At 68.5% G+C, this 17,442-nt stretch carries 17 protein-coding genes; 8 read left to right on the top strand and 9 right to left on the bottom strand.

Going from position 1 to position 17,442, the window contains the following annotated elements; all coding sequences use genetic code 11:
* Positions 1-4 precede the first annotated feature (4 nt).
* Together ACQP1O_RS26855 and ACQP1O_RS26850 are read right to left on the bottom strand one after the other, a co-directional pair.
* Complete coding sequence (locus tag ACQP1O_RS26855) at positions 5-730, bottom strand: ABC transporter permease (protein ID WP_433567806.1); 726 nt, start codon at positions 728-730, stop codon at positions 5-7.
* Positions 731-801: 71 nt separating this feature from the next.
* Positions 802-2,079: a glycosyltransferase gene (locus ACQP1O_RS26850; protein WP_433561223.1), complete on the bottom strand. Its 1,278-nt coding sequence runs from the start codon at positions 2,077-2,079 to the stop codon at positions 802-804.
* 119 nt (positions 2,080-2,198) lie between these two features.
* Between ACQP1O_RS26850 and ACQP1O_RS26845 the strand changes: the two genes are divergently transcribed.
* Complete coding sequence (locus ACQP1O_RS26845; RefSeq protein ID WP_433561222.1) at positions 2,199-4,751, top strand: cytochrome P450; 2,553 nt, start codon at positions 2,199-2,201, stop codon at positions 4,749-4,751.
* 12 nt (positions 4,752-4,763) lie between these two features.
* On the opposite strand, the gene ACQP1O_RS26840 is transcribed toward ACQP1O_RS26845, so the two are convergent.
* A complete protein-coding gene (locus tag ACQP1O_RS26840) occupies positions 4,764-5,981 on the bottom strand; it encodes a cytochrome P450 family protein (RefSeq protein WP_433561221.1) in 1,218 nt (405 codons plus the stop codon).
* 99 nt (positions 5,982-6,080) lie between these two features.
* Here ACQP1O_RS26840 and ACQP1O_RS26835 point away from each other — a divergent pair, with 99 nt between their 5' ends.
* Genes ACQP1O_RS26835 through ACQP1O_RS26825 form a run of 3 tightly spaced genes read left to right on the top strand, consistent with a single transcriptional unit; the run spans position 6,081 to position 7,686 of the window.
* Complete coding sequence (locus ACQP1O_RS26835; protein ID WP_433561220.1) at positions 6,081-6,506, top strand: hypothetical protein; 426 nt, start codon at positions 6,081-6,083, stop codon at positions 6,504-6,506.
* Complete coding sequence (locus ACQP1O_RS26830; protein WP_433561219.1) at positions 6,500-6,727, top strand: helix-turn-helix transcriptional regulator; 228 nt, start codon at positions 6,500-6,502, stop codon at positions 6,725-6,727. Before ACQP1O_RS26835 ends, ACQP1O_RS26830 begins: the two co-directional genes overlap by 7 nt.
* Complete coding sequence (locus tag ACQP1O_RS26825) at positions 6,724-7,686, top strand: NAD(P)-dependent alcohol dehydrogenase (RefSeq protein WP_433561218.1); 963 nt, start codon at positions 6,724-6,726, stop codon at positions 7,684-7,686. Before ACQP1O_RS26830 ends, ACQP1O_RS26825 begins: the two co-directional genes overlap by 4 nt.
* A 67-nt stretch (positions 7,687-7,753) precedes the next feature.
* On the opposite strand, the gene merB is transcribed toward ACQP1O_RS26825, so the two are convergent.
* From merB to ACQP1O_RS26810, 3 genes are all read right to left on the bottom strand, one after another.
* Positions 7,754-8,446 carry an organomercurial lyase gene (merB, locus tag ACQP1O_RS26820; protein ID WP_433561217.1) on the bottom strand — a complete coding sequence of 231 codons (693 nt, stop codon included), beginning with the start codon at positions 8,444-8,446 and terminating at the stop codon, positions 7,754-7,756.
* The gene (locus ACQP1O_RS26815) at positions 8,443-8,847 is read right to left on the bottom strand and encodes a MerR family transcriptional regulator (RefSeq protein WP_433561216.1); all 405 of its coding nucleotides are present in this window, start codon (positions 8,845-8,847) and stop codon (positions 8,443-8,445) included. The genes merB and ACQP1O_RS26815 overlap by 4 nt, the downstream gene beginning before the upstream one ends.
* Positions 8,848-8,953: 106 nt before the next feature.
* Entirely contained in the window at positions 8,954-9,793 is an 840-nt protein-coding gene (locus ACQP1O_RS26810) for an alpha/beta fold hydrolase (RefSeq protein ID WP_433561215.1), read from the bottom strand.
* A gap of 109 nt (positions 9,794-9,902) precedes the next feature.
* Here ACQP1O_RS26810 and ACQP1O_RS26805 point away from each other — a divergent pair, with 109 nt between their 5' ends.
* Positions 9,903-10,874 carry a helix-turn-helix transcriptional regulator gene (locus ACQP1O_RS26805; protein WP_433561214.1) on the top strand — a complete coding sequence of 324 codons (972 nt, stop codon included), beginning with the start codon at positions 9,903-9,905 and terminating at the stop codon, positions 10,872-10,874.
* On the opposite strand, the gene ACQP1O_RS26800 is transcribed toward ACQP1O_RS26805, so the two are convergent.
* From ACQP1O_RS26800 to ACQP1O_RS26790, 3 genes are all read right to left on the bottom strand, one after another.
* Complete coding sequence (locus ACQP1O_RS26800; protein ID WP_433561213.1) at positions 10,865-11,440, bottom strand: TetR/AcrR family transcriptional regulator; 576 nt, start codon at positions 11,438-11,440, stop codon at positions 10,865-10,867. The genes ACQP1O_RS26805 and ACQP1O_RS26800 overlap by 10 nt on opposite strands.
* 206 nt (positions 11,441-11,646) lie before the next feature.
* Complete coding sequence (locus tag ACQP1O_RS26795) at positions 11,647-12,252, bottom strand: Uma2 family endonuclease (RefSeq protein WP_433561212.1); 606 nt, start codon at positions 12,250-12,252, stop codon at positions 11,647-11,649.
* 102 nt (positions 12,253-12,354) lie between these two features.
* Positions 12,355-14,538 (bottom strand): malate synthase G, encoded by a 2,184-nt coding sequence (locus tag ACQP1O_RS26790; protein WP_433561211.1) that lies wholly within the window; start codon positions 14,536-14,538, stop codon positions 12,355-12,357.
* A gap of 183 nt (positions 14,539-14,721) precedes the next feature.
* On the opposite strand from ACQP1O_RS26790, the gene ACQP1O_RS26785 reads away from it, so the two are divergent.
* From ACQP1O_RS26785 to ACQP1O_RS26775, 3 genes are read left to right on the top strand one after another with little or no spacing between them, the layout of a single operon-like run.
* Positions 14,722-15,468, top strand: coding sequence for an SDR family NAD(P)-dependent oxidoreductase (locus tag ACQP1O_RS26785; RefSeq protein WP_433561210.1), 747 nt, complete (start codon positions 14,722-14,724; stop codon positions 15,466-15,468).
* Entirely contained in the window at positions 15,465-16,106 is a 642-nt protein-coding gene (locus ACQP1O_RS26780; protein WP_433561209.1) for a TetR/AcrR family transcriptional regulator, read from the top strand. Before ACQP1O_RS26785 ends, ACQP1O_RS26780 begins: the two co-directional genes overlap by 4 nt.
* Before the next feature lie 2 nt (positions 16,107-16,108).
* Positions 16,109-17,398: an acyl-CoA dehydrogenase family protein gene (locus ACQP1O_RS26775; RefSeq protein ID WP_433561208.1), complete on the top strand. Its 1,290-nt coding sequence runs from the start codon at positions 16,109-16,111 to the stop codon at positions 17,396-17,398.
* The last annotated feature ends 44 nt before the right edge of the window (positions 17,399-17,442 follow it).

The following is a 17,442-nucleotide window of genomic DNA, read 5'->3' as shown; positions in this document are numbered from 1 at the left end:
CCGTTCAGTGGTAGGACAGACGCCGGAAGGACAAGGCGGCGCAGGCGAATCCGACTGCCGCGATGGCCAGGCACCACAGCACCGCCGCCGGCGCCCGGTCGGCGGCGGTGCCGTCCAGCAGCGCACGGACGGTGTCGACCACCGGGGTCGCGGGCTGCCGGTCGGCGATACCGCGCAGCCAGCCCGGCATGGTGCTGGTCGGCACGAACGCGCTGCTGACATACGGAATGAACGTGATGGCGTAGGTGAGCCCGCCCGCCGCCTCCGGATTGCTCGCCGCCATACCCAGCGCCACCGCGACGGCCGTGATCGCGACCACGAACAGCGCGATCAGCGCGGCCGCGCCCAGCCAGCCCAGCGGCCCCGAACCCGGCCGGTAGCCCAGTGCCACCGCGACACCCACCGCGATGGCGATGGCCGCCATGGTGCGCACGACGCCCTCGCTCAGATGCCCCGCCGACAGTGCCTGCCGGAACATGGGCAGCGTCCGGAAGCGGTCCATACTGCCCCGCGTCATATCGGTGCAGACGCTGGTCGCGGTGATCGACGCGCCGAAACCCGTGCACAGCAGCATGATTCCCGGCACCACATAGTTCAGGTAGGAGCCGCCGACCTCGATCGCGCCGCCGAACACGTAGGTGAACAGCAGCATCATCAGAATCGGCATGGTCAGCGAGATGACCAGCGTGTCCGTGCTGCGCAGGGTGCGGCGGGCGCAGCGCCGGAACATGACCAGGGTGTCGGGGACGAAATGGCGTGCCGCGGAGACGAAATGGCGTGCCGCCGAGAGCGCGGGAGCGGTCACCGGGCGGCGGCCTCGATGAGATCCGCGGTGTGCTCGGCCACCCCGGTGGTCCGCAGGGTCGCCGCGAAACCCTCGACCCGCTGCCGGGTGCGCGCGTTCAACAGCGGCGCCAGCGCACCCGCCAGCCGGTCGGCGGTCATGGCGGTGAACGGAAGATGCGCGCCCACACCGAGTTTCTCCACCTGCCCGCCCCACATGGGCTGCTCGAACGACACCGAGCACACCACCGTGGGCAGTCCGGCCCGCAGGCTTTCGAAAAGGGTGCCGATGCCGCCGTGGTGCACGGCGGCCGCGCAGTGCGGGAAGATCAGGTCGTAGGCGAAATTGCCGACCAGCCTGATCCGGTCGCCGGTCACGGCGTTCGCGACATCCAGATCGCTCCACCCCGCATGCACCAGGGCACGCACCCCGAGCCGCGTGGACACCTGCTCCACCATGGCGAACACGGCGGCGGCATCGCGAATCGGCATGCTGCCGAAGCCGAAGAACACCGGCGGCTCGCCCGCCTCGACCCAGGACAGAATGTCGTCGTGGCTGCCCGACAGCTCTCCGACCGCCGCGCGGGTGGCCTGATCCAGGGTCAGGAAGCCGGTGAAGGGGCGGCGGTCGTCCCATTGCTCCGGCAGGTTCGGCACCAGGGCAGGATCGTAGATCTGGATCTCGGGCACCCGCGCCCGCGCCAGCGCCGCGGCCGGGCTGGTGTACGACTTCGGCAGCCCCAGTACGCCACGCAACTCGTTGAGGTAACGCAGGAACACGACGCGGCGCAGGTTCTCGGCCAGCAGCCAGGTGGCCCGATTGACCGGGGCGGGCGGATTCCAGTGCGCGGGAAGCAGACCGGGGAAGGGGTAGGCGCTGTTCATGCGCGCCGGGTAGTAGTGCAGGCTGACCAGCGGCACGCCCATGGCCTCCGCGATCGAGGACGCCCGGTCCTCGGTGACAGTGCTGGCCACGATCAGATCGGCCTTCGCGCACACGTCGATGACCTCACGGTTCATCCGCTCGCCGTACTCGGCCATCTGCTTACCGACGAGCTGCATCAGCCGCAGCGTATTGCCCGCGGCCAGCGCCCGCTGGCCCTCGTCGGAGCTGTAGAGCCGCTGTACGTCCGGTCCGCAGGCCTGCGCGGGAAGGCCTGCGGCGGTGACGAATTCGAGCAGATTCGGCGGCGCGCCGATCAGCACCTCGTGGCCGCGGCGCTGCAATTCGACGCCCAGGCCCACGATCGGGTGCACATCGCCCCGGGTTCCGGTCAGCGGTATCGCAATGCGCATGCGGCCTCTCTCGGCACGGGGACGGGATCCCTTGACACTGGGGTGCGCTGCGGGCCGGCGTCCAGACGCAGGAAATGTGGGCATTTCACCGAGGGGCGGCGCTGCGTAGGGTTGCGCTGATGCACATCGCCATGTTCGTGGATTACCATCCGGCCTCGCTCGGCGGGGTGCAGACCGCTGTCACCGGGCTGCGCCGCGGACTCGAACGCGCCGGGCACCGGGTCACCGTTTTCACCGTGCCCGATCCGGCTGCCACGCCGGATCCGGATGTCGTTGCGCTGCAACCATTGCCGGTTCCGGCGGTGAACGGATTCGCGGTCGTCGCACCGACCCGGCGCAATGCCGCGCTCATCGACGCCGAATTCGCCGCTCGGGGACCGATCGACATCGTGCACACCCAGAGCACCTACGGCGTCGCCATCGCGGGCATGAAAGCGGCACGGCGGCACCGTATTCCGCTCGTGCACACCGCGCAGAGCCGCGACGACGCCTTCATCGAGCACACCTCGCCCGCGCCCTACGCCACCGCGCTGGCGCTGCGCGGACTGCACGGCCGCTGGGTGCCGCACGAGCATCACATGCCGCATCGGGCCGGTGAATCGGCCGCGGCTCGGCATGCCTGGTGGACGATCAGCGGGCAGGCCCAGGCCGCGGACCAGGTGATCGCGCCGACCCGGCACTTTGCCGACCTGCTGCTCGCGCACGGGCTCACCCGCCCGATCACCGTGGTGTCCAACGGTGTCGACGACACGCTGCTCGACGAGCATGCCGCGGTGACGCGCCCCGCGGATGGGCCGCTGCGGCTGGTGTGGTGCGGGCGGCTGTCGGGGGAGAAGCGGCTGCTGGAATCGATCGAGGCGGTGCGACGCACCGACAACTGCGTGCTCGACATCTACGGTGAGGGCGACCTGCACGGCGCCGCCGTCGGGCGCATCGTGGAACGGCGGCTCGGGGAGCGGATCCGGTTGCACGGCAGGGTGAGCCAGGCCGCCTGCCTCGACGCCATGGCCGCGGCCGACGCACTGCTGTTCCCCTCCAACGGATTCGACACCCAGGGCATGGTGCTGCTCGAGGCCACCGCCGTCGGACTTCCGGTGGTGTACTGCGATCCCGATCTCGCCGAATCGGTGCCGGCGGGCATCCGGTCGGCGGATCCGTCGGTCGAGGCGCTGAGCGAGACCCTCGCCAAGCTGGCGGCGGACCGCTCGGTGCTCACCGAGCTGCGCGCGCAACTGGCGGGTCAGGTCGACACCGTGCGCCAATCGCACCAGATCGCAAGGGTATTGGAGGTCTACCGGGACGCGGGTGCCGGGTTGGCCGCCACGCCGCCGCCCGTCATGCCCCGGAGCCTGGCGGACATCCCCACCGCGCCGGGCAGCGTGCCGGTGCTCGGGCACAGTCTGCGCGCCCTCACCGACGCACCCGGTTTCGTGACCTCGCTGCCCGCGCTCGGGCCGATCGTGCGCGTGCACTTCGGCCGCCAGACCGGCTACGTGCTCACCACCCCGGACCTGCTGCGCGAGGTCAATCTCAGCGACGCCGAGTTCGAGCGGGAGGATCTGCGCGAGGCCATCGACGATATCGCGGGCGGGGCGGTCAATGTGCTGCGCGGGCCCGAACACCGGTTGCGCCGCCGCATGATCTCGCCCGCGCTGCGGCAGAGCAGGCTGGCCGAATATGCCGAAGCCGCAGCCGATATCGCCAATTCCTGGGCCGCCGCACTACCGGTCGATCAGCGGGTGAATCTCATGGACGAGGCGCACGGCCTGGTGCTCGACACCGTGTCGGCGACCCTGTTCACGGCCGACTTCGGCGACAGCGCGCGGCGCGAGATCCGCGACAGTGTGCCGTGGCTGCTCAGCCAGGTCATCGTGCGCACCGCACTGCCACCGCAGCTGCGCAGACTGCGGGTCATCGCCAACTACCGGTGGCGCAGCAAGTCCCGGCACCTGCGCGCCGCCGTGGGTGCGGTGGTGAGCGAATACCGCAGGCGCGACGAGGATTTCAACGATGTGGTGTCGGCGCTCATCCGGCACACCGACAGCGAGACCGGGGCGAGGCTGTCCGACGACCACATCATCGACGAGGCCATCCTCATGCTCGCCGGCGGCGTCGGATCCATGGCGTCGCTCACCGGATGGCTGTGGCACGAGGTCAGCCTGCGGCCGGCCATCGCCGAACGCCTGTATGCGGAACTGGACGCCGTGGTCGGCACCGGTGACGTACGGCCCGAACACCTGGCCGCCATGCCTTATCTGAAGCAGGTCGTCTCCGAGACCATACGATTCTGGGGACCGTGGATCAGCGCCGCCAACGCCAGCGCCGACCTGACCGTCGGGGACGTCACCATTCCGGCGGGGGCCGCGATCATGTTCAGCCCCTACATGGTTCAGCACGACCCGCGCTGGTTCACCCACCCCGAATCCTTCGATCCGGAACGCTGGTCCGCCGAGAACGCGGCCGACACCGCCAAGAAGGCGATGATCTCCTTCGGTGTCGGCCGCCGCCGCTGCCTCGGCGACCACTTCGCCATGCTCGAAATCGCGCTGGCCTCCGCGGCACTGCTGTCCCGCTGGCGGATCACCCCGGTGCCGGGCCACCGGGTGCGGGCCTCCAACCGGGATTTCGTGCTCTCGCCGTCGGCGCTGCCGGTCACCCTGCGGGGCCGCTGATCCCGGCGGGTACTACAGCAGCACCGGCAGTTCGTGCAGCCCGTGCATGAGGGTGCTCGGATGCCAGGCGAGCGCCTCCGCAGCGGGTGACAGGCGCAGATCAGGGAACCGGGACAGCAACGCGGCGAAGGCGACCCGCGCTTCCAGGCGGGCCAGCGGGGCGCCGACACAGAAGTGGATACCGTGGCCGAAGGCGAGATGGCCGGTGGTGTCGCGGGCAGGATCCAGGGCGTCGGGGGCCGGGTAGCGGTCGGGGTCGCGGTTGGCGGCGGCCAATGCGACGAAGACGAATTCGCCCTCGGGGATGTCCGTGCCCGCGATGGTGACCGGTTCGGCCGTGTGCCGGATGGTGCTCATGTTCACCGGGCCGTCGAAGCGCAGGAATTCCTCCACCGCAGCGGGAATCGCCTCGGGGTCGGCGCGCAGGGCCTGCAGCTGCGCCGGATTGCGGAGCAGGGCGAGCGTGCCGTTGGCGATCAGATTGACGGTGGTGTCGTGGCCCGCGACCAGCAGCAGGAACGCCATGCCGACCTGCTCGGACTCGGTGAGGGCATCGCCGTCGTCGGCGGGGACGGCCAGCGCGGACAGCAGATCGGCGGCAGGCTCCGCGGCCTTCGCCCGCACCAGCTGGGTCAGGTAGGCGGCCATGGCCTCGGAGGCGCGGGCCCGGTCCTCGTCGTGGCCCGCGACCGCGACCAGCGCCCGGGTCCACTCCTGGAAGTCCGCGCGATCACCGAGCGGCACACCGAGCAGCTCGCAGATCACCGTGATCGGCAGCGGCTCGGCGAATTCGCGCAGCAGATCCGCCTCGGACCGGCCCTCCAGAGCATCCAGCAGCGAGCCGGTGATCTCCTCGATGCGCGGGCCCAGCGCGGCCACCCGGCGTGGGGTGAAAGCCCGGGTCACCAGCTTCCGCAGCCGGGTGTGCCCGGGCGGATCGGTATTGAGCATGTGGGAGAGCAGTGCCAGCGCATTCGGATCCGACTGTGGCACACCGCGTTTGCGGGTGAGCAGCGCGTCGCTGACCGCGGCCGCCTTCTGCAGGCGCGGATCGGACAGTGCGGCCCGGCCCACGGCGTGGTCGAGGATGACCCAGCGGATCACACCGTCGGGGAACCGGACCTGCCGCACCGGCCCGTGCTCGCGCCAGCGCCGGTAGTGGGCGTGCGGATCGGCGAAGAACTCCGGGCCGATGGATTCGATCCGGTCCGGGGCTTCGATGTCGGCCATACCTCGACCCTAGTCGATGGAATGGCTTGCGGCGAAGGGCAATTCGTCGCTGTGTAAAAGATTCTGTACATCAAGTCGTGTTTTCTTTACACTGGGCGCATGCCCTACGAGGAGAAGCGAACTTGGATCCTGGGTGTCGCGGCCGTGGTCTCGTACGTGATCTATCTGTTCGTCGTGCTGGCGCGTGCGCGGCACACCGCGGTGGCGGACGTGGCCTATGTCGCGCCGCTGCTGTGGGCGGTCGGCGGGTCCATCGTGGTCTCGATCGTGGCCGGCATCGCAGTGGCCATCGGATCCCGGGATCGGGACCGCAGGGACCAGCGCGACCGCGAAATCGGCAGGCGCGGAACGCAGATCGGCAATGCCTTCGTCGTGCTCGGTGCGGTCACCGCGCTGGTACTGGCCATGGCGAACGGCGATCGGTTCTGGATCGCCAACGCGATCTACCTGGGCTTCACGCTCTCCGCGGTGGTGAGCGCGGTCGCGAAGCTCGTCGCCTACCGGCGGGGGGTCTGGCCATGGTGAAACCGACCAGGGTCACCAACAACATTCGCGCGCGGCGCTTCTCGCACGGCGAGATGACACAGGCCGAACTGGCGGACCGGCTCGGGGTGACCCGCCAGACCGTCAATGCCATCGAACAGGGCAAGTACTCGCCATCGCTGGAGATGGCATTCCAGATCGCCCGGGTGTTCCGTGCACCACTGGACGAGATCTTCGAGTATCCGGAAGAAGACCAGCCATGAAGGCTATTGCGCAAGACGCGTACGGCACCGTCGACATGCTGTCCTACATCGACATTCCCACGCCCGACACCGGACAGGACGGCGTGCTCGTCCGCGTGCGTGCCGCGGGCGTGGATCCCAGCGTCTGGCATTTCATGACCGGCGAGCCCCGGATCGCCCGGCTGGCGCTCGGGCTGCGCGCGCCCCGGGAACGGGTCCGAGGCTGGGATGTCGCGGGCGTCGTGGAAGCGGTCGGGCCGCAGGTGACCGAATTCCGGCCGGGTGACGAGGTTTTCGGCACCGCCCCCGGCTCCTACGCCGAATTCGCCTGCGCCCCCGCCGTCAAACTCCAGCGCAAGCCCGTCAATCTGAGCTTCGAACAAGCCGCGGCACTGCCGATCTCCGGCATGACCGCCCTCACCGGTCTGCGTGACGCGGGCCGTATCGAGGCCGGACAGCACGTGCTGATCATCGGCGCGGCCGGCGGCGTCGGCCACCTCGCCGTCCAGCTCGCCAAGCACTACGGCACCGAGGTCACCGGCGTGTGCTCGGGCGCGTCCACCGCCTTCGTCACCGACCTCGGCGCCGACCACGTCATCGACTACACCACCGAAACCCTCACCGGCCATTACGATCTCATCCTCGACATGGCAGGCAACCGCACCCTTCCACTGCTGCGCTCCCTCCTCACCGCCACCGGCACCCTGGTCCTCGGCGGCGGCGAAGGCGGCGGCCGCTGGTTCGGCGGCCTCGGCCGCTCCCTCCGCGCCCAACTCCGCTCACCCTTCACCCGCCACCGTCTACGGTCCCTCCTGGCCCTCCCCAAACCCGAAACCCTGTGCACCCTGGCCGAACTCGCCACCGCTGGCGCGCTGGCTCCCCGCATCGACCGAACCTTCGCCCTCCCCGAAGCCACAGCCGCCATCACCCACCTGGCCACCGGACACTCCACGGGCAAGTCCGTGATCGTGGTCAGCTGACCGCGGAAACGCGCGAACCCCTCCGCCGAGTGCGGCGAGGGGGTTCACGAAATCGAATGGCCCGCTGTTACAGCGGCATCGGGCCGGACGAGCCCGACGAGGCCCAGGACCAGCCCGCATTGATGCGGGCCAGGATCAGGTTGACGATGTCGAGGACGGTTGAACCCATCGGTGTTTCCTCAGTGCTCGGGGTGGTTGACGGTGCGGAGCGTAGTCGAGGGGTTCCGGGAGCGATATGGGTTGGCGCAAAGGTGAATCGACGCTGCAGCTGGGTGCCGAAGATGTCGTTGCCGAGTCGGTGGGCGTCCGGCAGATCGAGGATGGTGCCGTCGAGGTGGGGGTGCGCGTCGGACCAGCGCTGGGCGGTGCCGCGGTCGGTGAAGAAGCTGAGGTCGTTGCAGCAGGAGTCGGCGGAGGGGCCCTCGCCTGCCCGGGAGTCCTCCGGCGTATCGATCGGCTCGAGTTGCAGGGCCGCGCGGAGAGCGCCGACCGTCGGGGCACCGTCCATGCCACCGGATTCGGACCGGTAGAGGCGGCACGAGACACTCGGGACCTGGCCCGGCGCTGCGAACGGGTCGACGCCGTCGACCAGCAGGGTGGGCGAGCCGGCCATGCCTGCCGCAGCCGCTTCGTCCGGGTCGTCGATGAACCGGTGACTGATCTCGAGCACGATCCGATGGCCCGCCGTCGCGCGCCGGATGCGATCCTCGAGCACTGCCACGTTCGGGCAGTCCGGAACCTGCAGTATCTCGAGCTTCACGGCCGATCTCCCCTCTCGTGCAAGGTCTCCAGCAATGAGCAGCAGCGGTCCTCGCGCGGGCGCTCGCAGGTCGCCACCAGCTCGGCCAGCGATCGCCGCATGCGTTGCAGGTCGGCGATGCGCTCGGCGAGCAGGGCCATCCGGGACTCGGCCAGTTCCCGGGCCGCGTCGCAGTCCTCGGGGCCGCCCGCGGCGAGCTGCAGCAGCACCTCGACCTCGTCCAGGCTGAACCCGTGATCCTGCGCCCGCTTGACGAATCGGACCGTAGTCACCGCGTCCGCGGGATACGCGCGGTACCCGCCCGGCGAACGCGGCGGCTCCGCCAGCAGGCCTCGCCGTTCGTAGTACCGCAGGGTCTGCACGTTCACGCCCGCCCGGGCGGCTACCTCGCTACTGCGCATACCGCTATTCTCAACCCTGTACCCGGGTACAGAGTCAAGGATGGGCAGTGGGATCCCGGCTGCCCCGATCGCGCGAGTGGGCGGCAGCCGGGCTGGACCGAATCCGCTACGCCGGGGCGGGAATCGAGGTTTCGGCGAAGGTGAGAAGGTCGCGGGTCAGGCGTTCCGGGTGGGTCAGGTAGAGGCCGTGCGGGGCGTTGTCGTAGATGACGAGTTCGCTGTGCGGGATGAGGGCGGCCTGGCGGCGGCCGCCGAAATCGAGTGAGATCGAGGCGTCGGAGTCGCCGTGGATGATCAGTGTCGGGACGGTGATGGTGCGCATCTCGGCGCGGAAGTCCGTTTCGACCACCGCGCGGTTGCATTCGAGGGTTGCCCACATCGACATCCCCGCAATGGATTGCAGGACGCGGTCGCGGGTGATCGCGGAGACCTCGCAGCCGGGCAGGCCGGCACCGATGTAGGGATCGGCATTGCCGGTGAGCCAGCGGTCCTGATGGTGGTGCCAGGAATCGCGCAGGGCATCGGCGGCCGCGCGCGGGACGCCGTCCGGATTGTCATCGGTGGCCAGCAGGAACGGCAGCGCGGCCGCCACCAGCGCGATGCGATCCACCCGGGCGCTGCCGTGGCGGGTCAGATAGCGGACGATCTCGCCGCCGCCCATGGAATGGCCGACCAGCAGGAGATCACGCAGGTCCAGGTGGTCGATCAGGTCGGCGACGTCATCGGCCAGGGTGTCGTAGTCGTAGCCGTGCCCCGGATCATCGGAGCGGCCGTGGCCGCGGCGGTCCAGAGCGATGGTGCGGTAGCCGCGCCCGGCCAGATCGGCCATCACGCCGCGCGGTTCGGTGCTGTCCATCCCGGCCGCCGCCAGGAACAGCACCGGGCGGCCGGTGCCCCAATCGCGGTAGAACAGCGAGGTGCCGGTGCGGGTCTCGACGAAAGGCATTGCGGTGTCTCCTCATTCGATGGTCGGACGGGGTCCGTTCGGAACGAGGAGGACAGTAGGTCGGCTTCACTGACATCTAGTGTCAGTGGATTCCGGCAGAATTTCGGCTATGCGCGCCAGCCGTCTCATGTCGATCCTGTTGCTGCTGCAGACACGCGACCGGGTCACCGCCCAGGAGATCGCCGGCCAGCTGGAAGTCTCGATCCGCACCGTCTACCGCGACATGGAATCCCTCTCCGCCGCCGGCATCCCCGTCTACGGCGATCCGGGTCACGACGGCGGCTACCGCCTCCTCGACGGCTTCCGCGCGAAACTCGAGCTGCTGACGACCGACGAGGCCGGATCCCTGTTCTTCGCCGGACTCCCCAGCGCCGCGGCCGATCTCGGACTCGGCGCGATCGTCACCGCCGCCAATCTCAAGGTCATGTCCGCGCTGCCCCCGGAACTCCGCGACCGGGCCGGCCGCGTCGCCGAACGCTTCCACCTCGACGCCCCCGGCTGGTACAGCGAAGCCGAGCCGACGCCCCACCTCACCACCGTCGCCGACGCCGTCTGGAACGAACGCGCCCTGCGCTTCACCTACATCCGCTGGGCCACGCCACATCTGGTCACCCGCACCACCGAACCCGTCGGCCTCGTCCTCAAATCCGGCAACTGGTACCTGGTCGGCCACACCGGCGCCCAGCCGCGCACCTACCGCATCTCCCGGATCATGGAACTCGAGGTCCTCCCCGACCCGGTATCCCGCCCGCCCGGCTTCGACCTCACCGCCTACTGGTCTGCCTACCTGGATTCCTTCGACCAACGCCGCCACCACCTTTCGGCCCGGATCCGCCTCACCGCCGAAACCTTCGAGCGCCTCCCCGAACTCCTCGACCCCGCCACCGCACAGTCCGCCCGCGCCTCGGCCACCGACCCCACCCCCACCGGCCATCGCGACATCCGCCTCCCCATCGAATCCATCGACCGCGCCGTCCCCGACCTGCTCCGCCTCGGTGCCGGCGCGGAAGTCCTGGCCCCCGAGTCCCTCCGCGATCGCATCGCCACCGAAACCGCGGCGATGGCCGGCCTCTACCGGTAGGTGGGCCAGTTCGACAGCGTCTGGTGCAGCGCCTCGACAATGTGCGGCCAGGAGTCGTCGGGAGAGCGCGAGTGGGCGAAACCACCACCCGACTCGAGAGTGGCGAATCCGTGAAAAGTACTGCGCAGCAGGCGAGCTGCGTCCAGCCCCTCGGCCTCTCCCAACCCGTACCCGCGCAGCAACGCCGCGGTCAGCTCGACACTGCGCAGCAGCGCGGGCTCCCCGGCCACCTCGGCCGGATCCATCCGAATCTGCGTGGCCGCATACCGTTCCGGATACTCGAGCACATACGCCCGATACGCGTCCGAGAACGCCACCAGCGCATCCTTCCCGGAGCGTCCGAGCACAGCCGCCCCGATCCGCTCATTGAGCTCCGCACTGGCCAGCAGTGCCACCCGCACCCGCAAGTCGTGCAACCCCCGCACATGCACATACAAACTCGGGTCCTTCACCCCGACCCGCTTGGCCAGCGCCGACAGCGTGAGCTTCTCGAACCCGATCTCATCGACCAGTTCCGCCGCCGCCCCGACCACCCGCTCCGTCGTCAATCCAACCCGCGGAGACATCTGCCCTCCTTCCTATGGCCATCAAGTCAAAACCTAGCATCCATAGGAAGGATCGAATCAGCCTGTGCGAGCTGTCAGCGGTCGTGAGGCCGGGGCGTAGCCTCCCGGCTGACCTCGAACACGACGAGCTGCCGCCTCGGGCTGGAAAGTCCTGGGCGGCTCGCTGTTTCACTCTCAGGGTGTTCGGCTGACCCGACGAGGAACAGTCAAGAAAAGTCGGCCGAGCGGGACAACGGGAAGGAGATCGGGAATGGGTCGGAGACCTCGAGGACGTCTGTTTCCTCGAGAATGATCGGGTCACCGTAAACGCCGCCGCTGAGGCGTCGGATCTGGATCCGTGGATGTGGGTCGAAATCGACCAGCCGGTACTGATCGATTCCGCTGCGGGCGTATTCGATCGCCTTGCGGCCGCGGTCTTCTCGCTCGCTGCCCGAGCCGCGCGACACGATCTCGATTGCAAGCTGGACGTCATCGCCGGGGTACAGGGAAAGCCCCAGGTCGCGAGCGTTCCTAGCAGCGGCTGCGCTCATGACGGCCACATCGGGTTTCCGGGCGCCCGACAGTGTCGAGATTTCCATCGGGGCTTGGACGTAGGAGTTGGTCCCGGAGTCTTCCGCCGCGCGTTCCACGATGCGCGCCAGGACCTTCGCGAGGTAGTCGTGGCGAGTGCTCGGCGACAATTCGATCAGCCGGCCATCGACGAGTTCGTGCGCCTTGCCCTCATCGGGAAGGCCATGCAGATCTTCCACCGTGTACGGCCCGTAGCCGTATCCGTCGTCGACTGCCGCACTCACCGGCTCCTGGCCTTTCATCGGGGAACTCTGGCCAGCCTAAGGCGAATCCCCGGCCGACATGGTCGACCGGGGATTCGTTTCATGCGCCGGAGCGGATGTGTCCTACACGCTCTTGTTGCCCTACACGCTCTTGTTGAAGGCCTTGGCCTCGCGGCGGCGGCGGTGCAGGATGGGCTCGGTGTAGCCGTTGGGCTGCTTGGTGCCCTCGAGGACCAGTTCCTTCGCGGCCTGGAAGGCGATGGAGGCGTTGAAGTCCGGGGCCATGGGGAAGTACGACGAGTCGCCGGCGTTCTGGCGGTCGACGACGGGGGCCATGCGCTCGAGGGAGGCGATGACATCCGCCTCGGTGACGATGCCGTGGCGCAGCCAGTTGGCCATCAGCTGGCTGGAGATGCGCAGGGTGGCGCGGTCCTCCATGAGGCCGATGTCCTTGATGTCGGGCACCTTCGAGCAGCCGACGCCCTGGTCGATCCAGCGCACCACGTAGCCGAGGATGCCCTGCGAGTTGTTGTCCAGCTCCTGCTGGATCTCCTCGGCGGACCAGTCGGTGTTCGGGGCGAGCGGGATCTCGAGGATCTCGTCGACGGTGGCGCGCGGACCGCCCTTGGCGATCTCGGCCTGCCGCTTGAACACGTCCACCAGGTGGTAGTGGGTGGCGTGCAGGGTGGCGGCGGTGGGCGAGGGCACCCACGCGGTGTTGGCGCCGGACTTCGGGTGGCCGATCTTCTGGACCAGCATCTCGGCCATCAGATCCGGCATGGCCCACATGCCCTTACCGATCTGCGCCTTGCCGGGCAGGCCGGTGGCCAGACCGGTGTCGACGTTCCAGTCCTCGTAGGACTTGATCCACTGCTGGGCCTTCATCTCGGCCTTGCGGACCATCGGCCCGGCCTCCATGGAGGTGTGGATCTCGTCGCCGGTGCGGTCCAGGAAGCCGGTGTTGATGAAGACCACGCGGTCCTTGGCGGCGAAGATGGACGCCTTCAGGTTCACCGTGGTGCGGCGCTCCTCGTCCATGATGCCGACCTTGAGGGTGTTGACCGGCAGGCCCACGACCTCCTCGATGCGGCCGAACAGCTCGTTGGTGAAGGCCACCTCGTCCGGGCCGTGCATCTTCGGCTTCACGATGTAGATCGAGCCGGTGCGGGTGTTCTTGAGCTGGGTCTCGCCACTGAGGGCGTGCTTGGCGATCAGGACGGTGATCAGACCGTCCATGATGCCCTCGGGCACCTCGTTACCGGCGGCGTCGATGATCGCGTCGGAGGTCATCAGGTGACCCACGTTGCGCACGAACAACAGCGAACGGCCGTGCAGCACAAGCTCACTGCCGTCGAGGGCGGTGTACACGCGGTCCGGGTTCATGGTGCGGGTGAAGGTCTTGCCGACCTTCGACACCTGCTCGGCCAGATCGCCCTTCATCAGGCCCAGCCAGTTGTGGTAGCAGAGGACCTTGTCCTCGGCGTCCACGGCCGCGACCGAGTCCTCGAAGTCCATGATCGTGGTGACCGCGGACTCCAGCACCACGTCCTTGACGCCGGCGGTGTCGGTGGAACCGATCGGCGAGGCCGGGTCGATCTGGATCTCGATGTGCAGGCCGTTGTGCTTCAGCAGCACCGAGGTCGGGTTGGCCGGGTCGCCCAGGTAACCCACCAGCGCGTCGTTGTCGGCCAGGCCGATCTCGGTGCCGTCCTCGAGGCCGACCACGAGCTCGCCGTCCTCGATCGAGTACTTGGTGGAGCCGACGTGCGAGCCGGTGATCAGCGGCACGGCGTCGTCGAGGAAGTTGCGGGCCCACTCGATGACCTTGTCACCGCGGACCTTGTTGTAGCCCGAACCCTTCTCCGCGCCATTGGCCTCGGAGATGGCGTCGGTGCCGTACAGGGCGTCGTACAGCGAGCCCCAGCGCGCGTTCGCGGCATTGATGGCGAAGCGAGCGTTCATCACCGGCACGACCAGCTGCGGTCCCGCCTGGGTGGCGATTTCGGCGTCCACGTTCTCGGTACCGATCTGGAAGTCGGCCGGTTCGGGACGGAGATAGCCGATCTCGGTGAGGAACTGCTTGTAGGCAGCCTTGTCGTAGCCTGCGCCCGGGTTCGCGCGGTGCCACTCGTCGATCTTGGCTTGGATGTCGTCGCGTTCCGCCAGCAATGCGCGGTTGCGGGGAGCGAGGTCATTGATGACGGCCTCGGCACCCGACCAGAACGCGGCGGAATCAACACCGGTGCCGGGAAGGGCCTCGTTCTCCACGAAATCGTGGAGCACCTTGGCAACCTGCAGCCCGCCGACCTGAATCCGCTCTGTCATCTACTGCCTCATTTCGAGAAGCCGGGTGGAAAAAGTACGGGCGTCATATTACTCGCGGTTACCGGGCGGTATTTCACGGCCTCGTGGTTGGGGCCTCGAACGATGGGGGTTGATTGTATCGATCGGTACATTTAATGTACTGGTTGGAACATTTTCGGGTCGCTCGGAGCGAAGGTGTGATTCATGGGAAAACCCTTGTCCGGCAAGGTCTCTGTGGTAACCGGCGGCAGTCGCGGTCTCGGGCGCGAGATGGTGCTCGCGCTCGCGGAGGCCGGATCCGATGTCGTCATCGCCAGCCGCAAGCTCGGGGCATGTGAGGAACTAGCCTCCGACGTGCGCGCGAAGACCGGGCAGCGGGCGTTGGCGGTGTCCTGCAATGTGGGCGACTGGGAGCAGTGCGAGACGCTCGCCGAGGCCGCCTACGGCGAGTTCGGGACGGTCGACGTACTGGTCAACAATGCCGGGATGTCCCTGCTCTATCCCAGCTTGGACCAGGTCTCCGAGGCCATGTTCGACAAGGTGATCGCCACGAATCTGAAGGGGCCGTTCCGGCTCTCGGCGCTCATCGGCGCGCGCATGGCCGCCGCGGGCGGCGGATCGATCGTAAATATATCTTCGATCGAGGCCGCGCATCCGGAACCGCTGGCGGTGCCCTACGCCGCCGCGAAGGCCGGTCTCGAGGCCCTGACCGTGGGTTTGGCGCACACCTACGGGCCGTCGGTGCGGGTGAACACGATCCGCTGCGGCCCCTTCGACACCGATATCGCCAAGGCGTGGCCGCCCCAGATGCGCGCCGAACTGGCCCGGCACACCGCCCTCGGCCGGATCGGGGCCCCCGCCGACATCACCGGTGCGGTACTGTTCCTCGCCTCCGACGCCGCCGCCTACTGCACCGGCGCGACCCTGGCCCTGGACGGTGGATTCCGATGACCGCCGCCGTCCCGGCACGCCGCCGCGGCCGCCCGCCCGCCTCGGCGAGCGGGCCGGGGGAGACCCGGGATCGGATCGTGCGTGCGGCGCTGGAACTGTTCGCGGAGCAGGGTTTCCACGGCACCGGCGTCGCCGAGATCGGGGATCGGGCCGATGTGCAGCGCGGGGCGCTGTACTACCACATCGGATCCAAGGAGGAGCTGCTGTGGCAGATCCTCGCCGACTACACCCGGCTCATGCTGGCCGAGGCCGAGCAGATCGCGAACGGCCCCGACTATCCGATCACCAAGCTGCGCAAGCTGATCCACAGCCACGTCCGGCTGATCATCGACAATCGCCGGGCCGTGGCCATCCAGCTCCGCGACGTCACCGCGCTGTCCGGCGAACGGGCGCGGGAGCTGCAGGAGCTGCGTGACCGCCTGCAAGCGCTGTGGCAGCAGGTCATCGACGCCGGCCGGGCCGCGGGCGTGCTGCGCACCGACGACCACGTGGTCACCAACGGCGTACTGGGCATGCTCAATTCGGTGACCTTCTGGTACCGGCCCGACGGGCAGCACACCCCCGACGAGATCGCCGACATTCTCTGCACCACCGTCCTGGACGGACTCATCCAACCGCGCAAGAGCACGAAAGGCTGATCATGGCTTGGGATTTCGAGACCGACCCGGAATACCAGAAGAAACTGGACTGGGTCGCGGAGTTCGTCCGAACCGAGGTGGAACCTCTGGACCTGCTCTATCCCAACCCCTACGACCGTCGGAACCCCGAGATCCGGGCGCTCATGAAACCGTTGCAGGAGAAGGTGAAACAGCAGCAGCTGTGGGCCTGCCACCTGGGACCCGAGCTGGGCGGCCCGGGCTACGGGCAGCTGAAGCTGGCCCTTCTCAACGAGATGCTGGGCACGTCCCTGTGGGCCCCGCTCGTCTTCGGCTGTCAGGCACCGGATTCCGGCAACGCCGAGATCCTCGCCCACTTCGGCACGCCCGAGCAGAAGGCGAAATACCTGCAGCCGCTGCTCGATGGCGAGATCGGCTCGTGCTACGTCATGACCGAACCGACCGGCGGTTCGGACCCGACGGCCTTCCGGACCCGCGCGGTGCGCGAGGGTCAGGAGTGGGTCATCAACGGCGAGAAGTGGTTCAACTCCGCCGCCGAGTTCGCCGCCTTCCACATCGTCATGGCGGTGACCGATCCGGACGCGCCGCCGCATCAGCGGCTGTCGATGTTCATCGTGCCCGCTGACGCCCCCGGTCTCGAGATCGTGCGGAACTTCACCGTCCCGGGCTTCAGCGAGCACGAGGCCCACCTGCGTTTCACCGACGTGCGCGTTCCGGCGGACGCGCTGCTGGGTGCGGAGGGCCTCGGCTTCGTCGTGGCCCAGACCCGCCTGGGCGGCGGCCGCGTTCACCACGCCATGCGCACGGTCGCGCTGGTGCGCAAGGCCTTCGACATGATGTGCGAGCGGGCGGTGTCGCGGCCGATGGGCAAGGGCGTGCTCGGCGGTAAGCAGATGACCCAGGAGAAGATCGCCGAATCCTGGATCGAGATGGAGCAGTTCCGGCTGCTGGTGCTGCGCACCGCGTGGCGCATCGACAAGGAACAGGACTACCGCAAGGTCCGCCACGACATCGCCGCGATCAAGGTGGCCATGCCCAAGGTCATGCACGACATCGCCCAGCGTGCCATGCATCTGCACGGCGCCATCGGTGTCAGCACCGATCTGCCGTTCCTCGACATGATGAACTACGCCCAGGTGATGGCCATTGCCGACGGACCGACGGAGGTGCACAAGATCACCCTGGCGAAGGAGGTCCTGAAGACCTACGTGCCCGCAGATCCGGTCTACCCCAGCGGTTTCCGGCCCGCCCTGCGCGAACAGGCGCGTCAGCTGGTGGCCGAGCGGCTCGAGCACGCCGTCGGAAACCTCTAGCACGCCTGATCCAACGGCCCACGGACGAGGGTGATCCGGTGCAT

The organism is Nocardia sp. CA-151230, from assembly GCF_050942175.1.
Lineage (GTDB): Bacteria > Actinomycetota > Actinomycetes > Mycobacteriales > Mycobacteriaceae > Nocardia.
Note: the sequence above shows the minus strand (reverse complement) of the source record. Positions and strands in the feature narration are given on the sequence as shown.